This window comes from Dyella sp. C9 (assembly GCF_003332825.1).
GTDB lineage: Bacteria > Pseudomonadota > Gammaproteobacteria > Xanthomonadales > Rhodanobacteraceae > Dyella.
This window is the reverse complement of record NZ_QIRF01000009.1, coordinates 1-18,600: the sequence shown is the minus strand read 5'-3', so window position 1 is coordinate 18,600 and position 18,600 is coordinate 1. Positions and strand designations below refer to the sequence as shown.

17 protein-coding genes are annotated in these 18,600 nt (G+C 66.9%); all 17 read left to right on the top strand.

From position 1 onward, the window contains the following. Positions 1 to 48: 48 nt before the first annotated feature. The 17 genes from clpB to ruvB all read left to right on the top strand — a co-directional run bounded on the left by clpB (position 49) and on the right by ruvB (position 18,538). Positions 49 to 2,643, top strand: a complete 2,595-nt coding sequence (gene clpB, locus DVU99_RS11975; protein ID WP_114240452.1) for an ATP-dependent chaperone ClpB — start codon at positions 49 to 51, stop codon at positions 2,641 to 2,643. 189 nt (positions 2,644 to 2,832) lie between these two features. After that, positions 2,833 to 4,131, top strand: coding sequence for a cobyrinate a,c-diamide synthase (locus tag DVU99_RS11970; RefSeq protein WP_114240451.1), 1,299 nt, complete (start codon positions 2,833 to 2,835; stop codon positions 4,129 to 4,131). 64 nt (positions 4,132 to 4,195) lie between these two features. Then, complete coding sequence (locus DVU99_RS11965) at positions 4,196 to 5,680, top strand: cobyric acid synthase (protein ID WP_114240450.1); 1,485 nt, start codon at positions 4,196 to 4,198, stop codon at positions 5,678 to 5,680. Continuing rightward, the gene (gene cobU / locus DVU99_RS11960; protein WP_114240449.1) at positions 5,668 to 6,189 is read left to right on the top strand and encodes a bifunctional adenosylcobinamide kinase/adenosylcobinamide-phosphate guanylyltransferase; all 522 of its coding nucleotides are present in this window, start codon (positions 5,668 to 5,670) and stop codon (positions 6,187 to 6,189) included. Before DVU99_RS11965 ends, cobU begins: the two co-directional genes overlap by 13 nt. Next, a complete protein-coding gene (cobT, locus tag DVU99_RS11955; protein ID WP_114240448.1) occupies positions 6,186 to 7,232 on the top strand; it encodes a nicotinate-nucleotide--dimethylbenzimidazole phosphoribosyltransferase in 1,047 nt (348 codons plus the stop codon). The genes cobU and cobT overlap by 4 nt, the downstream gene beginning before the upstream one ends. Then, positions 7,229 to 7,807: a histidine phosphatase family protein gene (locus DVU99_RS11950; RefSeq protein WP_114240447.1), complete on the top strand. Its 579-nt coding sequence runs from the start codon at positions 7,229 to 7,231 to the stop codon at positions 7,805 to 7,807. Before cobT ends, DVU99_RS11950 begins: the two co-directional genes overlap by 4 nt. Then, entirely contained in the window at positions 7,804 to 8,526 is a 723-nt protein-coding gene (locus DVU99_RS11945) for an adenosylcobinamide-GDP ribazoletransferase (protein WP_114240446.1), read from the top strand. The genes DVU99_RS11950 and DVU99_RS11945 overlap by 4 nt, the downstream gene beginning before the upstream one ends. 116 nt (positions 8,527 to 8,642) lie before the next feature. Beyond that, positions 8,643 to 8,915: an FmdB family zinc ribbon protein gene (locus tag DVU99_RS11940; protein WP_114240445.1), complete on the top strand. Its 273-nt coding sequence runs from the start codon at positions 8,643 to 8,645 to the stop codon at positions 8,913 to 8,915. 140 nt (positions 8,916 to 9,055) lie between these two features. Next, positions 9,056 to 9,610, top strand: a complete 555-nt coding sequence (locus DVU99_RS11935; protein WP_198670297.1) for a DUF3011 domain-containing protein — start codon at positions 9,056 to 9,058, stop codon at positions 9,608 to 9,610. A gap of 108 nt (positions 9,611 to 9,718) precedes the next feature. Continuing rightward, on the top strand, positions 9,719 to 11,479 hold the full coding sequence (aspS, locus tag DVU99_RS11930; protein ID WP_114240444.1) for an aspartate--tRNA ligase: 1,761 nt from the start codon (positions 9,719 to 9,721) through the stop codon (positions 11,477 to 11,479). Between the two features lie 9 nt (positions 11,480 to 11,488). After that, positions 11,489 to 12,865: a glycosyltransferase family 39 protein gene (locus DVU99_RS11925; protein WP_114240443.1), complete on the top strand. Its 1,377-nt coding sequence runs from the start codon at positions 11,489 to 11,491 to the stop codon at positions 12,863 to 12,865. 5 nt (positions 12,866 to 12,870) lie between these two features. After that, positions 12,871 to 13,506 (top strand): triacylglycerol lipase, encoded by a 636-nt coding sequence (locus DVU99_RS11920; RefSeq protein ID WP_114240442.1) that lies wholly within the window; start codon positions 12,871 to 12,873, stop codon positions 13,504 to 13,506. A gap of 94 nt (positions 13,507 to 13,600) precedes the next feature. After that, complete coding sequence (locus DVU99_RS11915; protein ID WP_114240441.1) at positions 13,601 to 14,335, top strand: YebC/PmpR family DNA-binding transcriptional regulator; 735 nt, start codon at positions 13,601 to 13,603, stop codon at positions 14,333 to 14,335. A gap of 38 nt (positions 14,336 to 14,373) precedes the next feature. Then, positions 14,374 to 14,895: a crossover junction endodeoxyribonuclease RuvC gene (gene ruvC / locus DVU99_RS11910; RefSeq protein ID WP_114240440.1), complete on the top strand. Its 522-nt coding sequence runs from the start codon at positions 14,374 to 14,376 to the stop codon at positions 14,893 to 14,895. Next, on the top strand, positions 14,892 to 15,491 hold the full coding sequence (gene ruvA / locus DVU99_RS11905; RefSeq protein ID WP_114240439.1) for a Holliday junction branch migration protein RuvA: 600 nt from the start codon (positions 14,892 to 14,894) through the stop codon (positions 15,489 to 15,491). The genes ruvC and ruvA overlap by 4 nt, the downstream gene beginning before the upstream one ends. Before the next feature lie 3 nt (positions 15,492 to 15,494). Further along, positions 15,495 to 17,396: a potassium transporter Kup gene (locus tag DVU99_RS11900; protein ID WP_232823580.1), complete on the top strand. Its 1,902-nt coding sequence runs from the start codon at positions 15,495 to 15,497 to the stop codon at positions 17,394 to 17,396. A 95-nt stretch (positions 17,397 to 17,491) separates the two neighbouring features. Then, positions 17,492 to 18,538, top strand: a complete 1,047-nt coding sequence (gene ruvB, locus DVU99_RS11895; protein ID WP_114240438.1) for a Holliday junction branch migration DNA helicase RuvB — start codon at positions 17,492 to 17,494, stop codon at positions 18,536 to 18,538. Positions 18,539 to 18,600: the final 62 nt, after the last annotated feature.

The following is an 18,600-nucleotide window of genomic DNA, read 5'->3' as shown; positions in this document are numbered from 1 at the left end:
GGCAGTGGCGGCGTGGCCGCCAGATCCTATTGACGAGGGGAGATTCCCATGAGGATGGACAAACTCACGTCGCGCTTCCAGCAGGCGCTGGCGGACGCGCAATCCATTGCGGTCGGACGCGACAACAACATGCTTGAACCGGTGCACGTGATGGCCGCCCTGCTCGACCAGCAGGGTGGTTCCACCGCACCGTTGCTGACCCAGGCGCAGGTCAACGTGCCGGCGCTGCGCCAGCGCATCAACGAACAGATCGAGCGCCTGCCGCGCGTCAGCGGACAGGAAGGCAATGTGCACGTCGGCAACGAGCTGACGCGCCTGCTCAACCTCACCGACAAGCTCGCGCAGCAGCGCGGCGACCAGTTCATCGCCAGCGAATTGTTCGTGCTTGCCGCACTTGAGGACAAGGGCGAGCTGGGCGCGGCGCTCAAGGCGGCAGGTGCCACCAAGGCGCACATCGAGGCGGCCATCGACAAGCTGCGCGGCGGCGAAAAGGTGCAGAGCGAGAATGCCGAGGACCAGCGCCAGGCGCTGGAGAAGTATTGCGTGGACCTCACCGCGCGCGCCGAAAGCGGCAAGCTCGATCCGGTGATCGGGCGCGACGAGGAGATTCGGCGCACCATCCAAGTGTTGCAGCGTCGCACCAAGAACAATCCCGTGCTGATCGGCGAACCGGGCGTGGGCAAGACCGCGATCGTCGAAGGTCTTGCCCAGCGCATCGTGAAGGGCGAAGTGCCCGAGGGGCTGCGTGACCGTCGCGTGCTCGCGCTGGACATGGGCGCCTTGATCGCCGGCGCGAAGTTCCGCGGTGAGTTCGAGGAGCGCCTCAAGGCCGTGCTCAACGACCTGGCCAAGAACGAAGGCCAGATCATCCTGTTCATCGACGAGCTGCACACCATGGTCGGCGCCGGCAAGGCCGATGGCGCTATGGATGCCGGCAACATGCTCAAGCCGGCACTGGCGCGCGGTGAGCTGCACTGCATCGGCGCCACCACGCTCGACGAATACCGCAAGTACATCGAGAAGGATGCCGCGTTGGAGCGCCGCTTCCAGAAGGTCTACGTGGGCGAACCCAGCGTGGAGGACACCATCGCGATCCTGCGCGGCCTCAAGGAGCGCTACGCGGTGCATCACGGCGTGGAGATCACCGACCCGGCCATCGTCGCCGCCGCCACGCTGTCCAACCGCTACATCCCCGATCGCCAGCTGCCGGACAAGGCCATCGACCTGATGGACGAGGCGGCGTCACGCATCCGCATGGAGATCGACTCCAAGCCGGAGGAGCTCGATCGCCTGGAACGTCGACTGATCCAGCTGAAGATCCAGCGCGAGATGCTGAAGAAGGAAACCGACGAGGCATCGAAGAAGCGCCTGGCCGACCTGGAAGCGGACATCGAAAAGCTGGAGCGCGAGTTCTCCGACCTCAACGAGATCTGGAAGTCCGAAAAGGCCGCGCTGCAGGGCGCGACCAAGGTGAAGGAGCAGATCGAGGCCGCCCGCGTGGAGCTGGAAACCGCCCAGCGCCACCAGGATTACGCCAAGATGAGCGAGATCCAGTACGGCAAGCTGCCGGAACTGGAGAAGCAGCTCGCCGCGGCGCAGGCCGCCGAGAAGCAGGACTTCAAGCTGGTGCAGGATCGGGTCACCGAGGAGGAAATTGCCGAAGTGGTGTCGCGCTGGACCGGCATTCCGGTCAGCAAGATGCTCGAGGGCGAGCGCGAGAAGTTGCTGCACATGGAAGACATGCTGCACAAGCGCGTGGTGGGCCAGGATGAAGCCGTACGCGCGGTGTCCGATGCGATCCGTCGCGCCCGTGCCGGCCTGTCCGATCCCAATCGTCCGTATGGTTCGTTCCTGTTCCTCGGCCCTACCGGCGTAGGCAAGACAGAGCTGTGCAAGGCGCTGGCCGAGTTCCTGTTCGATACGCAGGACGCCATGGTGCGCATCGACATGAGCGAGTTCATGGAGAAGCACTCGGTGAGCCGCCTGATCGGTGCACCTCCGGGTTACGTGGGCTATGAGGAAGGCGGCTATCTCACCGAGGCCGTGCGCCGGCGTCCGTACAGCGTGATCCTGCTGGACGAGGTGGAGAAGGCCCATCCGGATGTGTTCAACATCCTGCTGCAGGTGCTGGACGATGGTCGCCTGACCGATGGCCAGGGCCGCACCGTGGATTTCCGCAACACGGTGATCGTGATGACCTCCAATCTGGGTTCGCAGATGATCCAGGAGGTGTCGGGTGAAAGTGCCGGTGGTGCCGAAGCCGAATACCTGCAGATGAAGGCGGCGGTGCTGGGCGTGGTGCAGGCGCACTTCCGGCCGGAATTCATCAACCGCCTCGACGAACTGGTGGTGTTCCGTCCGCTGGGCAAGAACCAGATCCGTGCCATCGCCAAGATCCAGCTGGCCTATCTGGAGAAGCGCCTGGCCGAACGACAGCTCAAGCTGGAGATCGGCGACAAGGCGCTCGACCTGCTCGGCAACGTGGGCTTCGACCCGGTGTACGGCGCGCGGCCGCTCAAGCGTGCGATCCAGCAGCAGTTGGAGAACCCGCTGGCCAAGGAGATCCTCGAAGGGCGTTTTGCGTCGGGCGATACTGTGGTGGTGGACGCCGAGCACGGACACCTGAGTTTTCGCAAGCAGTAAGACGCGCTGACCGCGAAGCCGGCCTGAAACGCCCGCCCTGCATGTGCACGGCGGGCGTTTCCGTTTCAAAGGCGGCGACGCGCCAGGGTGCCATCGAGCATGTTTTTCCGCGGGGGCGCCTGCTCGGATGCGCACCGGGGCCCGGCCCGGGTGGTACAACGGTCATCCACTTCTTTCCTGGTGCCACTGATGACCGACGACACGCGCGCCTGTCCCGCCCTGATGGTCTCGGCGCCGGCCTCGGGCCAGGGCAAGACCTCGGTGACGGCGGCGTTGGCGCGCTGGCATCGGCGCGCCGGGCGGCGCGTACGTGTCTTCAAGACCGGTCCCGACTTCCTCGACCCGATGCTGCTGGAGCGCGCCAGTGGCGCCCCGGTCTACCAGCTGGACCTGTGGATGAACGGCGAAGCGGACGTGCGGGCGCGCCTGCACGCGGCGGCCGGGGAGGCGGATCTGATCCTGATCGAAGGCGTCATGGGCTTGTTCGATGGCGGCCTGTCCAGCGCCGATCTGGCGCAACGCCTTGGCCTGCCGGTGCTGGCGGTGATCGATGCCGCGGCGATGGCGCAGACCTTCGGTGCGCTGGCCCTGGGGCTGGCGCGCTATCGCGAAGGGCTTCAGGTGTTCGGAGTGGCCGCGAACCGCGTCGGCGGTCACTATCACGCGCAACTGCTGGCCGACAGCCTGCCGCCATCGCTGCGCTGGCTGGGGGCACTGCCGAACGATGCCGCGCTGGCATTGCCCGAACGCCAGCTTGGCCTGGTCGCGGCAAGCGAACTGCCGGACATCGATGCCCGCCTCGATGCCCTGGCCGATGCCTGGGCCGTGCATGCCTCGGCCGAACTGCCACCCCCGGTCGCCTTTTCCCGGGTGCCTGCGCCAGCGGCGTCCCTTCGGCTTGATGGCTGCCGCATCGCCGTGGCCAGGGATGCCGCGTTCTGTTTCCTGTATCCCGCCAACCTCGATGTACTTCGCGATGCCGGTGCCGAGTTGCGCATGTTCTCGCCCCTGGCGGGTGAATCGTTGCCCGACTGCGATGCGGTGTGGTTGCCCGGTGGCTATCCCGAACTGCACTTGCCGGTGCTCTCCCGCCGCGCAGACCTGCGCGAAGCCTTGCACGCGCACGTGGAACAGGGCCGGCCCCTGCTCGCCGAGTGCGGAGGGCTGCTTTACGCACTTGACGCGTTGGCTGATGGTGATGGCCAGGTCTTCCCGATGGCTGGCCTGTTGCGGGGCTCGGCGCGAATGCAGCCACGCCTGGGTGGACTGGGCCTGCAGTCGGCTGTGCTGCCCGAGGGCACGCTGCGAGGCCACACGTTCCACTACGCCATCGCCGATGTGCAGGCGGAGCCGCTCTCGCAGGCCACGAATCCCGACGGCGGCCCCAGTCGCGAGGCGGTGTATCGACACCAGCGGTTTACCGGAAGCTTCATGCACTTCTATTTCCCTTCCAATCCCGAAGCCGCATTGCGGTTGTTTGCCCCATGAGCGCCATGTCCACCACGGGCGCGGCTGGCGAGGCGCCCCCCCGCGCGCGTCAGGGGCGACGTCGATGACGGCGCGTGTGCTGATGGTCCAGGGCTGCACCTCCGATGCGGGCAAGAGCACCCTGGTCACCGCGCTGTGTCGGTGGCTGCATCGGCAGGGCGTGCGCGTGGCGCCGTTCAAGCCGCAGAACATGGCGCTCAATTCAGCGGTGACGGTGGATGGCGGCGAGATCGGCCGCGCCCAGGCGGTGCAGGCGCAGGCGGCCGGCGTGGCGGCGCATACCGATTTCAATCCCGTGCTGCTCAAGCCCAACAGCGATACCGGCGCACAGGTGATCGTGCACGGCCATGCCATAGCCGATATGGAGGCGCGCGACTATCACGCGTACAAGCGCATCGCGATGGAGGCGGTGCTCGCCTCGCATCGACGTCTGGTGTCCCAGTACGAGGCGGTCATCGTGGAGGGCGCGGGCAGTCCGGCCGAGATCAACCTGCGTGACCGCGATATCGCCAACATGGGCTACGCCGAAGCGGTGGATTGCCCGGTGCTGCTGATTGCCGATATCGATCGTGGAGGCGTGTTCGCGCACCTGGTCGGTACGCTGGCCTTGCTGTCGCCGAGCGAGCGCAAGCGCGTGGTGGGCTTCGTCATCAACCGATTCCGCGGCGACCTTGCCCTGTTGCAGCCCGGCCTCGACTGGCTGGCGCGCGAAACGGGCAAGCCGGTGCTGGGCGTGTTGCCTTATCTGCACGGGCTGCAGCTGGAGGCCGAGGACGCCTTGCCGCGTTCGTTCCTGCCGAAGAGCGAGGCGCGGCTGCGCGTGGTGGTGCCCGCGCTGCCACGCATCAGCAACCACACTGACTTCGATGCACTGCAGGCGCATCCCCAGGTGGACTTTCGCTTCATTGGTCCCGGCGAAGCACCGCTCGCTTGCGACCTGCTGATCCTGCCCGGCTCCAAGTCCACCCGCGCCGATCTGGCATGGCTGCGTGCACAAGGATGGGATGCGGTCATCACGCGCCATCTACGCTATGGCGGCAAGCTTCTGGGTATCTGTGGCGGCTTCCAGATGCTGGGGCGATTCGTGCATGATCCCATGGGTATCGAAGGCACGCCGGGATCGAGTGAAGGACTGGGTTGGCTGGACGTGGAGACCACCCTGGCGCAAGGCAAGCAATTGCGACGGGTGGACGGAAGACTGGTCCTGGGAGAGGCGAGAGTGAGCGGCTACGAGATCCATTGCGGCGTCAGCCAGGGCGCCGCGTTGGCGCGACCGTCGAGCGTGCTGGACGACGGTCGGCACGATGGTGCGCTGTCGGATGACGGCCAGGTGTTCGGCACTTACCTGCATGGCTTGTTCGATCTGCCGCAGGCACTCGACGCCGTGTTGGCCTGGTCCGGCCTGCGTGGTGTCGCGACGGTGGACATGCGCGTGCTGCGCGAGGCGGCGATCGATCGCGTGGCCGACTGCGTGGACGAACACCTGGATACCGCGGCCTTGCGCCGCCTGTTGGACATAGGCGCGGGAGAACACGCATGCGCACGCTGATACTGGGCGGAGCACGTTCCGGCAAGAGTGCACTGGCCGAACGACTGGCTGCGGGCTCGGGCCACGAGGTGGTGTATATCGCCACGGCGCAGGCGCTCGATGAGGAAATGGCCGCGCGCATTGCTCGCCATCGCGCCGACCGTCCTGCGCACTGGCACTGCATGGAGGAACCGCTGGCGCTGGCTGCCGCGTTGCGCGCGCAGGTACGGCCCGGCCGTTGCGTGGTGGTGGATTGCCTGACCCTGTGGCTCACCAACCTGTTTGCCACGCGCGATCCTGCGCGACTCGCGCAGGAACGTGATGCCTTGCTGGAGCTTGTGCCATCCCTCACCGGGCAGGTGTTGCTGGTCAGCAACGAGATTGGCCTTGGAGTGGTACCGATGGGTGAACTGACGCGTCGTTTCGTCGATGAGGCGGGTCGCCTTCATCAAGCGCTGGCCAGCCAGTGCGATCGGGTGTTGTTCGTCGCGGCGGGCCTGCCGCTGGCGCTTAAGGGAAGCCTTGCATGAGCCACAAGTGGCTGCTGGAACCATGTTTCGCCATTGATGAGGAAAGCAGGCTGCTCGCCCGCGAGCACCAGGCGCAGCTGACCAAACCGCCGGGATCGCTCGGCATCCTGGAAGGACTGGCGATCCGCCTGGCCGGCATGCAGCACGTGGTGCAGCCGTCCGCACAGCGTGTGTGGATCACGGTTTTCGCCGGTGACCATGGCGTCGCTGCCGAAGGCGTGTCTGCTTTTCCGCAGGTGGTCACTGGCGAGATGGTGCGCAACTTCGCCAACGGCGGTGCGGCGATCAGCGTGCTCGCCCGAAGCCTTGGGGCCATGCTGGAGGTGGTCAATCTGGGTACCGTCAACGACCCGGGCGAACTGCCCGGCGTGCGTCGCGCCATCATCGCCCCGCAGACCCACAACTTCTGCGAGCGCGAGGCGATGAGCGTCGCACAGCTGGACGCCGCGTTGCGCGCGGGCGCTGACAGTGCCGCGGCGGCGCAGGCCGCCGGCGCCCATTTATTCATCGGCGGCGAGATGGGCATCGCCAACACCACGTCGGCAGCAGCGTTGGCCTGTGCATTGCTGGGCGAGTCGCCGGTCATGCTGGCTGGCGCGGGGACCGGGCTGGATGCCGCCGGCATCCAGCACAAGGCCTCGGTGATCGAGCGTGCGCTGGCCCTCTACCCGGGCGACGACGATGCGCTGGCCTGGCTGGCGCGCGTGGGCGGCTTCGAGATCGCCGCCCTGGCAGGTGCGTATATCGCGGCGGCACAGATGGGGACGCCGGTGTTGATCGACGGTTTCATCACCACCGCGGCGGCGCTGGCGGCCGTGCGCATACAGCCGGCTTGCCGCGAGTGGATGTTCTTCGCGCATCGCTCGCGCGAACGCGGCCATGCGCGGCTGCTGGCCGCGCTGGAAGCCGATCCGCTGATCGATCTCGGCCTGCGCCTGGGTGAGGGCAGCGGTGCCGCGACGGCAGTGCCGCTGATCCGCCTTGCCTGCGAGCTGCACGGCCGCATGGCCACCTTTGCACAGGCGGGAGTGTCCGGCGCATGAACGGCAAGCACGCCGGCATCGATCTCATGCGTCACGGTGATACCGGCCAGCGCAGCTATCGCGGCCAGTTGGACGACAGCCTTACCCCGCTGGGCTGGACCCAGCTGCGCGCGGCCATCTTTGGCCGCAGCTGGGACAGCGTGGTCAGCTCCCCTCTTCGTCGGTGTGCTGACTTCGCGCATGACCTGGCGGCGGCGCGGCGCGTGCCGCTGCGCATCGATGCCCGCCTGGCCGAATACCACTTCGGCGATTGGCAGGGCGTGCCCATCGAGACCCTGGCCGAGCAGCAGGGTGAGGCGCTGGCGAGCTTCTGGTCCGATCCTGTCCATCATTTGCCACCGGGTGGCGAGACCTTTGCGGACTTTCGTCTGCGCCTGTGCGAAGCGATGAACCAGATCGCGATCGAGGCCCGGGCGCAGCGGGTGCTGGTGATCACGCACGGTGGCGTGATCCGCCTGCTGCGTTGCGAAGCGGAAGGGCGTGACTTTGGCGAGATGGCCAATCTCGATGTGCAGCATGCCTCGCTGCATGCGCTGGCCTGGTCTGAGCCCGTCGCCCGCCAGGCCCACCTTTGATGCGGGGCCTGCTCGCCGCCATCGGCTTCCTCACCCGGCTGCCGGTGCCGGCGCAGGCATTCGAGGGTGCCGGTACGCCGGCCAGGACGCTTCCGTGGTATCCCGTGGTGGGGCTGCTGATCGGCCTGCTGCTGTATGGCGCTTCGTGGCTGCTGTCGTCCGCGCCGCCACTGCTGGCCGCGGCGCTGCTGCTGGTGTTCTGGGTCGCGTTGACCGGAGGCCTGCATCTGGATGGGCTCGCCGACAGCGCTGACGCCTGGGTGGGCGGCCTGGGCGACCGCGAGCGCACGCTGGCCATCATGAAGGATCCGCGCAGTGGCCCGATGGCAGTGATCGCCGTGGTGCTGGTGCTGTTGTTGAAATTCGCCGCACTGGCCAGCCTGCCACCGCATGCCAGCGCGTTATGGCTGGCGCCCTTGTTGGCGCGCTCCGCGCTGACCGGTGCTTTCATGGTCACCCCCTATGTGCGCAGTGGTGGACTGGGCAGCGCGCTGGTTGGCGCCTCGCGAGGCGCCAGTGCGCTTGGTCTGGCGTTTGCGCTGCTGGTGAGCCTGTTCGCCGGCTGGGGCGGGATTCGCGCCGTGCTGATGGCACTGGTGGTGTTCGTGGTGTGGCGGCTGGCCTGCCTGCGCCGGCTGGGCGGCATGACCGGCGATACCTGCGGCGCGCTGGCCGAGTGTGTCGAGGCCGCCGTGCTGGTGGTGCTGGCCATCGGGTGAGCCGCCTGCGGGCCACGCAAACCGTTGAAATTGCCGGTGCTGCCTCGATAATGGAGGGCTGCCGGCATGCGATCCGGCGCTTTCGCCTGTCGCACCGGTCGGTTCCCGGAGTTTCCATGCCTATCTATGAATTCGAATGCAGCAGCTGCGGCCATCGTTTCGACCGCCTGCAGAAGCTGTCCGACCCCGATCCTTCGGTGTGCCCGGCCTGCGACGTGGCCGAGGTGAAGCGCCGCTTGAGCGCGCCGGGTTTCCGCCTGGCCGGCAGCGGCTGGTATGAAACCGACTTCAAGAAAGACGGTGATAAGAAGCGCAACCTGGCCGGCGACAGCAATGCGCCAGCCCCCGCGCCGGCACCCGCACCGGCTCCGGCTTCCAGCGACAGCTGAGTCCGCGGAGGCAGGCTGAACGGCGCTTTGCCGGCCGGCAGTTTTTTGCGAATCGATCGCAAGATATTCAATTTCGGTTTCACCTACGCCCGCTAGCGTGACGCCCTGTCACGAACTTAAGGAGCGGGCGCTTGTTCCGGATGCGAACGGTTTTGGTGGGTACCCTGGCCGGCCTGATGGCCGGCTTTTTGTGGCTGGCGGCACCCGTCGCCCAGGCGCAGGGCAGGGATGTGGTCCGTTGCGGCAGTGACAATGGCCGTTTCACTCGCTGCCAGGTGCCCTGGCGAGATGCCGAACTGATCCGGCAGGAATCCAACAGCCCGTGCGACCGCGGGCAATCGTGGGGCGTGGATCGCGGTGGCCTGTGGGTAGATCGCGGCTGCCGTGGCCAGTTCGTGGAAATGGGCCGCGGCTACTACCCGCCGCCGGGTGGCTATCCCCCTCCGCCACCGCCGCCGGGCGGTGGCTGGCGTCCCGGCCCCGACTGGGACAGGGAGATCCGCTTCCAGTGCGAGAGCAACGACAAGCGCTACCAGTTCTGCCAGGTCGACGTCGGTGGGCGCGGACGGGCGCGCCTGCTGCGCCAACTGTCGGGCAATCCCTGCGAGGAGGGCTACAGCTGGGGCTGGAACCGGGCCGGCGTGTGGGTCTCCAAGGGGTGTCGCGGCCTGTTCTCGGTGGACCGCCGCTGGTAAGCCGGCCGTGCGCGGCGGCGGGCGACCCCCGCCTGCCGCCGCGCCGGTGTTAACATTCGAGGTCTTGTCCACGCATCTCGCCGCCCCGCGGCACGGAGTTCCAAGCGCATGCGCACGCATTACTGCGGCCTCATCGATGAGGCACTGGTCGGCCAGACCGTCACCCTTTGTGGCTGGGTCAACAGCCTGCGCCTGCAGAGCCATGTGGCCTTCGTCGACCTGCGCGACCACGAGGGCATTGCCCAGGTGGTGATCGAGCGCGAAAACGGCGACGCTTTCGCCGTGGCTGGCGAGATCGGCAACGAGTACTGCCTGCGCGTCACCGGCACCATCCGCAAGCGCCTGTCGGTGAACGACAAGCTGCGCACCGGCACGGTGGAGCTGCTGGCCGACAAGGTAGAGATCCTCAACGCCGCGAAGGACCTGCCGTTCGCGCTGCACGAGAATCCCAACGAGGACATGCGGATGACCTACCGCTACCTCGACCTGCGCCGCCCGGAGATGCAGCGCATGCTGCGCACCCGCATCAAGCTGGTGCAGGCGCTGCGCCGCTACCTCGACGCGCGCGGCTTCCAGGACATCGAAACGCCCATCCTCACCAAGGCCACGCCGGAAGGCGCGCGCGACTACCTGGTGCCCAGCCGCGTGCATCCGGGCCAGTTCTACGCGCTGCCGCAGTCGCCGCAGCTGTTCAAGCAGATCCTGATGATGGCCGGCTTCGACCGCTACTACCAGATCGCCCGCTGCTTCCGTGACGAAGACCTGCGCGCCGATCGCCAGCCGGAATTCACCCAGCTCGACCTGGAGTTCGCCTTCGTCGAGGAGAAGGACGTGCAGGACTTCGTGGAGGAGCTGATCCGCCACGTGTTCAAGGAAGTGCAGTGCGTCGAGCTCGACGCCAGCTTCCCGCGCATGACCTGGGCCGAAGCCATGCGCCGTTTCGGTTCGGACAAGCCGGACCTGCGCATCGCGCTGGAGCTGGTGGATATCGCCGATGCCGTGAAGCACGTGGAGTTCAAGGTGTTCGCCGAGCCGGCCAACGCCGACAACGGCCGCGTCGCCGCGCTGCGCGTGCCGGGCGGCGCCAGCTACACCCGCAAGGAAATCGACCAGCTCACCGAGTACGTCGCCAAATACGGTGCCAAGGGCCTGGCCTGGCTGCGTGTGGACGACCTCGCCAAGGGCCGTGAGGGCATCAACTCGCCGGTGGCGAAGTTCCTCGACGACAAGGCGCTGGAAGGCGTGCTCAAGCTCACCGGCGCCGAGAGCGGCGACATGGTGTTCTTCGGCGCCGGCAGCTGGAAGGCCGTCACCGACTTCATGGGCGCGCTGCGCCTGAAGGTCGGCAAGGACCGCGGCATGGTGGAGAACAGCTGGAAGCCGCTGTGGGTCACCGACTTCCCGATGTTCGAGTACGACGAGGAAGAAAAGCGCTTCGTCGCCCTGCATCACCCGTTCACCGCACCCAAGGTGGACGACATCGACGACCTGCGCGCCAATGCCGCCATCGCGGTGAGCCGCGGCTACGACATGGTGCTCAACGGCAACGAGATCGGTGGCGGCTCCATCCGTATCCATCGCCCGGAGATGCAGAGCACCGTGTTCGACCTGCTCGGCATCGGTCCGGAAGAGGCCGAGGCCAAGTTCGGCTTCCTGCTCACGGCGCTCAAGTTTGGCGCCCCGCCGCACGGTGGCCTGGCTTTCGGTATCGACCGCATTGCCGCGCTGATGGCCGGCACCGAGTCGATCCGCGACGTGATCGCCTTCCCCAAGACCACCAGCGCGCAGGACCTGATGACCGACGCGCCGTCGCAGGTGAGCGAGCCGCAGCTGAAGGAGCTGCACGTCACCGTGGTCCCTGGGAAGTAAGACTCCGTCATGCGCCGGTGGCGGACGCGTGATACCTGGGCTACCTTCGCCAGCTTCCTGCTGGCGTTGGCGCTCTGCCTCTATTACCAGACGCATGCGATCGTGGACGGGCCAATCCGTTCCGATGCGGGGCAGTACGTGCGTCTCGCGGTGAACCTGCTCGAGCACCATGTGCTGTCGTCCGCCGATCCGGGTACCACCCCGTTGTTGCCCGAAAGCTATCGCACGCCCGGGTACCCGCTGATCCTGGCCCTGGTGATCAAACTCACCGGTGGCAACCTGCAAAGCTTCTACGTGGGTGCGCTGGCCTTGCAGGCGGTCATGACTGCGCTGACCGTGGTGCTGGTGTTTCGCATCGGGCGGAACTTCCTGGGCTTCTGGCCGGCGTTCGCGGCGAGCTTGTTGCTGGCCATGTGGCCGCTTGCAGTGGTGCAGTCGAGTTTCCTGCTGACCGAGACTTCGTTCGGTTTCTTCATGATGGCCGGTCTGTGGGCGCTTTGCGTGGCCCAGGCCAGGGCGAGTGTCGCTTGGTATTTCGCGGCCGCGGCGCTGCTGGCATTTGCCGCGGTGATCAACCCCATGTTCGCGCCATTTCCGCTGGTTCTGGCTGTCGCCTTTGTCCTTCGCAGGCAGGCTGCCGCGGCGATCTTGCTGATTGCCTTCATAGCGGTGCCCTGGGGGCTCTGGCAGGCCAGGAGTGCATCCCTGCCTGCGGCAACCGAAGCGACCAGTCAGGGACACCGGCTGGCCGAAAACATCCTCATCGGCATGTCGCCGGACATAAAGCGCTACTACAACGACCGCGTGAGTCCCGAAGGGGAAGCGGTATTTGCCGACTTCCATCGCCTGCTCGACCTGCGTGACCAGCGGCCCCGGGCGTTTTACGCTGAAGTATGGGCACGGTTGAGCCAGCAGCCGGGGAAGTACCTGCACTGGTACTTCGTCGAAAAGCCGGGGGATGTCTGGTACTGGCCAGTGATCCAGGGTTTTGGCGGTCTGTACGTGTATCCCACCATGCGGTCGCCGTATGAGACGACAGGGCTCTTCCGCCTCATGGCGATCGCTTGCCTCGTGCTTAGTCCGGTGTTCGTTCTGCTGGCGCTGGCTGGCGCGAGCTACGGTTTGCTGGCGTGGCTTGGCCGGCGGCGACCGTCCTTGCCCTTGTTGGTGCTTAGCCTGTTGTTCTGGTATTTCAGCTTGCTGTATTGGGTATTGGCCCCAGATGGTCGCTACGTCACGCCGTTTCGCGGCTGCGAGTTCCTGCTGGCGGCATTCGCGATGGAGCGTTCGGTCCAATGGCTGCGCCAGCGGCGGGCCGGGTGGGCTAGCCAGCAGAATCTTGTTCCAGGGCGTGCGGAAACTATTGCCCTCGAATCCGATCTGTAGACGTCATGGACCACGTCATACTCCTGCATGGCCTGTGGATGCGCGGTTTCGCGCTGCTGATGCTGCACCGGCGGTTGATGGAAGCCGGCTTTCGCGTGCACCGCTTCGACTACATGAGCGTGGCGCAGACCCAGCAGCGCATCCTGGGCAGCCTGGAGGAGCGCGTCCAGGAGCTGGCGCAGAATGCGCCTGCAGTCCACCTGGTCGGACATAGCCTTGGCGGCCTGCTGGCCCTGCAGGCGTGCGCCAGCGACGCCTCGTTGCCGCGGGGCCGGGTGGTCTGCCTGGGCTCGCCGCTCAAGGGCAGTGCGGCCGCGCGCCGCTTTGCCGGCAAGGGGCGCGGGGGCGAGGTATTGCTGGGGCATAACCGCGAACTGATCGAGCACGGCTTCGACCGCTGGAACGGCAGTCGACAGGTCGGGGTGGTGGCAGGAAGGCTCCCGTTGGGCCTGGGCAGCGTGCTGGGGCAGTTCGAGGGCGACAACGACGGCTGCGTCACCGTGGAGGAAACCCGCCTGCCGGGCATTGCCGACCATTGCGTGGTGGAGACCAACCATACCGGCCTGCTGTTCTCGCAGGAGGCCGCGCGGCAGGTCACCGAATTCCTGCACCAGGGCCATTTCCAGCACGCCGGCGCCTGAGATTGCCGGGGCATGATCTGACCGCTTGCCTGCCTGACGCCCCGAGGCGATAGAATTCGCCTCTTGTCCGTCCACCAGATTTGCAGGAAGTGCCATGGGTAGAGGCCCGTCCATCGAAGGTCGCAAGAACGCCGAAGACGCCAAGCGCGCCAAGGTGTTCACCAAGCTGATCCGCGAAATCACCGTCGCTACCCGCGCCGGTGTTCCCGATCCTTCGCTCAATCCGCGCCTGCGCTCGGCGGTGGACAAGGCGCTGTCGGCCAACATGCCCAAGGACACCATCGAGCGCGCCATCAAGCGCGGCTCGGGTGCCGACGGCGGCGCAGCGATGGAAGAACTGCGCTACGAGGGTTACGGCCCGGGCGGCATCGCGCTGATCATCGATTGTTTCACCGACAACCCGACCCGCACCGTTGCCGATGTCCGCCACGCGCTGACCAAGCACGGCGGCAACCTGGGCACCTCCGGCTCGGTGGCCTTCCAGTTCGCGCGCGTAGGTGAGCTGGTGTTCCCCACCGGGGGCGACGAGGCGGCCGAGGAAAAGGTGCTCGAAGCGGCGCTGGAAGCCGGCGCCGACGACGTGGTGAACGAGAACGGCGAAAGCACCGTGCTGTGCGCGCCGGAAAACTTCGAGGCCGTGCAGCAGACGCTGGCCGCGGCCGGTCTCAACGCGCAGCATGCCGGCGTGGGCATGCGCCCGAGCAACCGCGTGCCGGTGCCGGCCGAGGCGCTGGAGCCGCTGCTGGACCTGCTGGAAAAGCTCGACGGCCTGGATGACGTCAGCGAGGTTTCGCACAACGCGCTGCTGCCTGCCGACGCGGCAGGCTGAGCGACGCGTCGCGCCCGCACGCCCGGCGATACAACGCCATGACCCGCATCATCGGCATCGATCCGGGCAGCCAGCGCACCGGAGTCGGCATCATCGATGTCGACGCCGGCGGCAAGCTGCTCCATGTCTATCACGGCGCGCTGGCGGTGGCTGGCGAGGCCAGCTTCCCGCTGCGCCTGAAACGCATATTTGACGAGCTGTGTGCCATCATCGCCGCCCATCGGCCGGACGAGTGCGGCGTGGAGCGCGTGTTCATGGCGCGCAATGCGGACTCGGCGCTGAAGCTGGGGCAGGCGAGGGGAGCCGCGATCTGCGCGGTCGTCAGTCAGGGGATCGCGGTGCACGAGTATGCAGCGACAGAAGTCAAACAGGCCGTGGTAGGCAGCGGCCGAGGCGACAAGACCCAGGTGCAACACATGATCGGCGTCCTGCTTGGACTCAAAGGCCCACTGCAGGCTGACGCGGCGGACGCGCTTGCCATTGCGGTGGCACATGCGCACACCCGTGCCAGCCTCCAGCGCGTGGGCATTCCGCGCACAGCCTGGAGGCGTCGCCGATGATCGGTCGTCTGCGCGGCATCCTGGTCTCCAAGCAGCCGCCCTGGCTGATGGTGGAGGTGGGCGGCGTCGGCTACGAGCTGGAAGCGCCGATGTCCACCATCTACGACCTGCCGGCTACCGGCAAGGAAGTCACCCTGCTCACCCATTACGCAGTGAAGGAAGACAGCGTGGCGCTGTACGGCTTCCTGCACGAGGCCGAGCGCACCCTGTTCCGCAACCTGCAGAAGGTGAGCGGCATCGGCGCGAAGATCTCGCTGGCGGTGCTTTCGGGCGTGTCCACCAGCGATTTCGCGCGACTGGTGCAGGCCGGTGACGTGGTGGCGCTGACCAAGATCCCCGGCATCGGCAAGAAGACCGCCGAGCGCATGGTGGTGGAACTGCGTGACCGCGTGGACGGGCTGGCCACCGCCTTGCCTGGCCTGGGCGCCCAGTCGACCGGTGCGCCGCTGGATCCTGCCGGCGAGGCCACCGTGGCCCTGCAGCAGCTGGGCTACAAGCCGGCGGAGGTCACCCGCCTGGTGCAGAAGGTCGCCGCCGAGGGCGATACGGCCGAATCGATCATCCGCAAGGCGCTGCGCGCCGCTCTAGGAAACTGACACGTGACCCCGGATACCTCCCACGGCATTTCCGAAGCTGACGCCAAGCGACGCCTGGCCGCCCTGGCGCTGGGCGCCATCGGCGTGGTCTACGGCGACATCGGTACCAGCCCGCTGTACACCCTGCAGACCACGCTCAGCCACGACGGCATGAAGCCCACCCCCGAGAGCATCTACGGCGTGCTCTCGCTGATCTTCTGGGCGCAGATCATCGTGGTCTCACTCAAGTACGTGGTGTTCATCATGCGCGCCGACAACAAGGGCGAGGGCGGCATCATGGCGCTGCTCGCGCTGGCGCTGCGCAGCGTGCGCGGCGACGCGCGCAAGCGCTGGCTGCTGGCCATCATCGGCATCTTCGGTGCTTCGCTGTTCTATGGTGACGGCGTCATCACGCCGGCCATTTCGGTGCTCTCGGCGGTGGAGGGCGTGAAGGTGGCGGCGCCACACCTCGAGCATTGGGTGGTGCCGGTGACGGCGGTCATCCTGTTCCTGTTGTTTGCGCTGCAACGACATGGCACCGAGCGCGTGGGCAAGCTGTTCGGCCCGGTGATGGTGGTGTGGTTCATCATCATCGCCCTGCTCGGCGTGCGCATGATCGTGCAGAACCCGCACGTGCTGTGGGCGCTCAATCCGTATTACGGCGTGAAGTTCTTCTTCACCCATGGCCTGCAGGCCTTCATCGCGCTGGGTGGCGTGGTACTGGCGCTCACCGGCGCCGAGGCGCTGTATGCGGACATGGGCCACTTCGGCAAGCGTCCGATCCGGCTGGCCTGGTTCAGTTTCGTGCTGCCGGCACTGGTGCTCAATTACTTCGGCCAGGGCGCGCTGCTGCTCAACCACCCGGACGCGATCGACAGCCCGTTCTTCAAGCTCACCCCCGAGCCGCTGCTGTACCCCATGATCGGCCTGGCCACCGTGGCCACCGTGATCGCCTCGCAGGCAGTGATCTCCGGCGCGTTCTCGATGACCCGCGAGGCCATGTCGCTGGGTTACTCCATGCGCATGCCGGTGGTGCACACCTCGCGTGAGATGTCCGGCCAGATCTTCGTGCCGTGGGTGAACAACTTCCTGCTGGTGATGGTGCTGGCGGCGGTGCTCGGTTTCCGCAGCTCCGACAACCTGAGCGCGGCCTACGGCATCGCGGTGACCGGCACCATGACCATCACCACCATCCTCGCGCTGATCGTGGCGCGCCGGCAGTGGAACTGGAGCCGCTTCACCGTGGTGGTCGCAGGCATCTTCCTGCTGACCATCGACTTCTCCTTCCTCGGCGCCAACCTGATCAAGATCGAGTACGGCGGCTGGTTCCCGCTGGTGCTGGGCGTGGGCGTGTTCATCGTGATGACCACCTGGCGCCGCGGCCGCGAGCTGGTGGTGCGCGAGATCAAGCAGTCGGGCCTGGCGCTGGAACCGTTCATCGAGAACATCGCCGAGCATCCGCCGCTGCGCGTGCCGGGCACGGCGGTGTTCCTCACCGCCAACCAACACGCCGTGCCGCATGCGCTGCTGCACAACCTCAAGCACAACAAGGTGCTGCACGAGCGCAACGTGCTGCTCACGGTGGAAATGCTGGAAACGCCCACGGCCGATCCGGGCGAGCGCATCGAGATCAGCGAGCTGGGCGGCGATTTCTATGGCCTGGAGTTGCGCTTCGGCTTCGCCGAGGATCCGAACATCCCGCTGGCCCTGTCCAAGTGCTCCAAGGTGGGCCTGCCGTTCGACATGATGGACACCACGTTCTTCCTCTCGCGCGAAACCATCATTGCCGACGCCAAGCGGCCCGGCATGGCGCTGTGGCGCGACAAGCTGTTCGCCTTCATGGCGCGCAACGCGCTGCCGGCCACGGCGTTCTTCCAGATTCCCGGCAACCGCCTGATCGAGCTGGGCGCGCAGGTCGAGATCTGATCCAAAGGGCGCCGGAGGGCGCCCGTTTCGGTCATGGGCGGGGGCGAGGGCATTTTTTCACGCCTGCGTCATCCTGCTCTGCCATAATTTGGCGCATGACCGACCATCGCATCGTGACTGCCGCCGCCCAGTTGGATGATGCGGCCCTGGAAGCCTCCATCCGCCCCAAGCGGTTGGCCGAATACCTGGGCCAGCAGGCGGTGCGCGAGCAGCTGTCCATCTACATCGAGGCGGCCAGGAAGCGCGGCGGCGCGCTGGACCACGTGCTGATCTTTGGCCCCCCGGGCCTGGGCAAGACCACGTTGAGCCATGTGATCGCCAACGAGCTGGGCGTCAACGTGCGCTCCACCTCCGGTCCGGTGCTGGAGCGGGCAGGGGACCTGGCCGCGCTGCTGACCAACCTCGAGCCACACGATGTGCTGTTCGTGGACGAGATCCATCGTCTCTCGCCAGTGGTGGAGGAAGTGCTCTACCCGGCGATGGAAGACTTCCAGATCGACATCATGATCGGCGAGGGCCCCGCTGCCCGCTCGATCAAGCTGGACCTGCCGCCGTTCACCCTGATCGGCGCCACCACCCGCGCCGGCCTGCTCACCGCGCCGCTGCGCGACCGCTTCGGCATCGTGCAGCGTTTGGAGTTCTATACGCCCGACGAGCTCACCGCCATCGTGCGGCGCTCGGCGCGCATCATGGGCATTCCCTGTGAGCCAGAGGGCGCGCAGGAGATCGCCCGCCGTTCGCGCGGCACGCCCCGCATCGCTAACCGCCTGCTGCGCCGCGTACGCGATTACGCCGAGGTGCGGGCGGGCGGCCACATCACGCGCGATGCCGCCCGCGCCGCGACCGACATGCTCAAGGTCGACGCCGAAGGCTTCGACGAGCTGGATCGGCGCCTGCTCTCCACCATCATCGAGAGTTTCGACGGTGGCCCGGTGGGGGTGGAGTCGCTGGCGGCCGCGCTCAGCGAGGACCGCGGCACGCTGGAAGACGTGGTCGAGCCCTACCTGATCCAGCAGGGTTTCCTGGTCCGCACCGCGCGTGGCCGCATGGCCAGCGCCAAGGCCTGGCGGCACCTGGGGCTGACGCCTCCGCCGCGGCAGCCGGTGGCGGCGGACCTGTTCGGGCGCGAAGGCGATGCCTGAGCGACCGCCACGGCGTTCCCGGCGCGCGGTGGCGGGCATGGGAGCCTGCCCGCGCCGCCGGC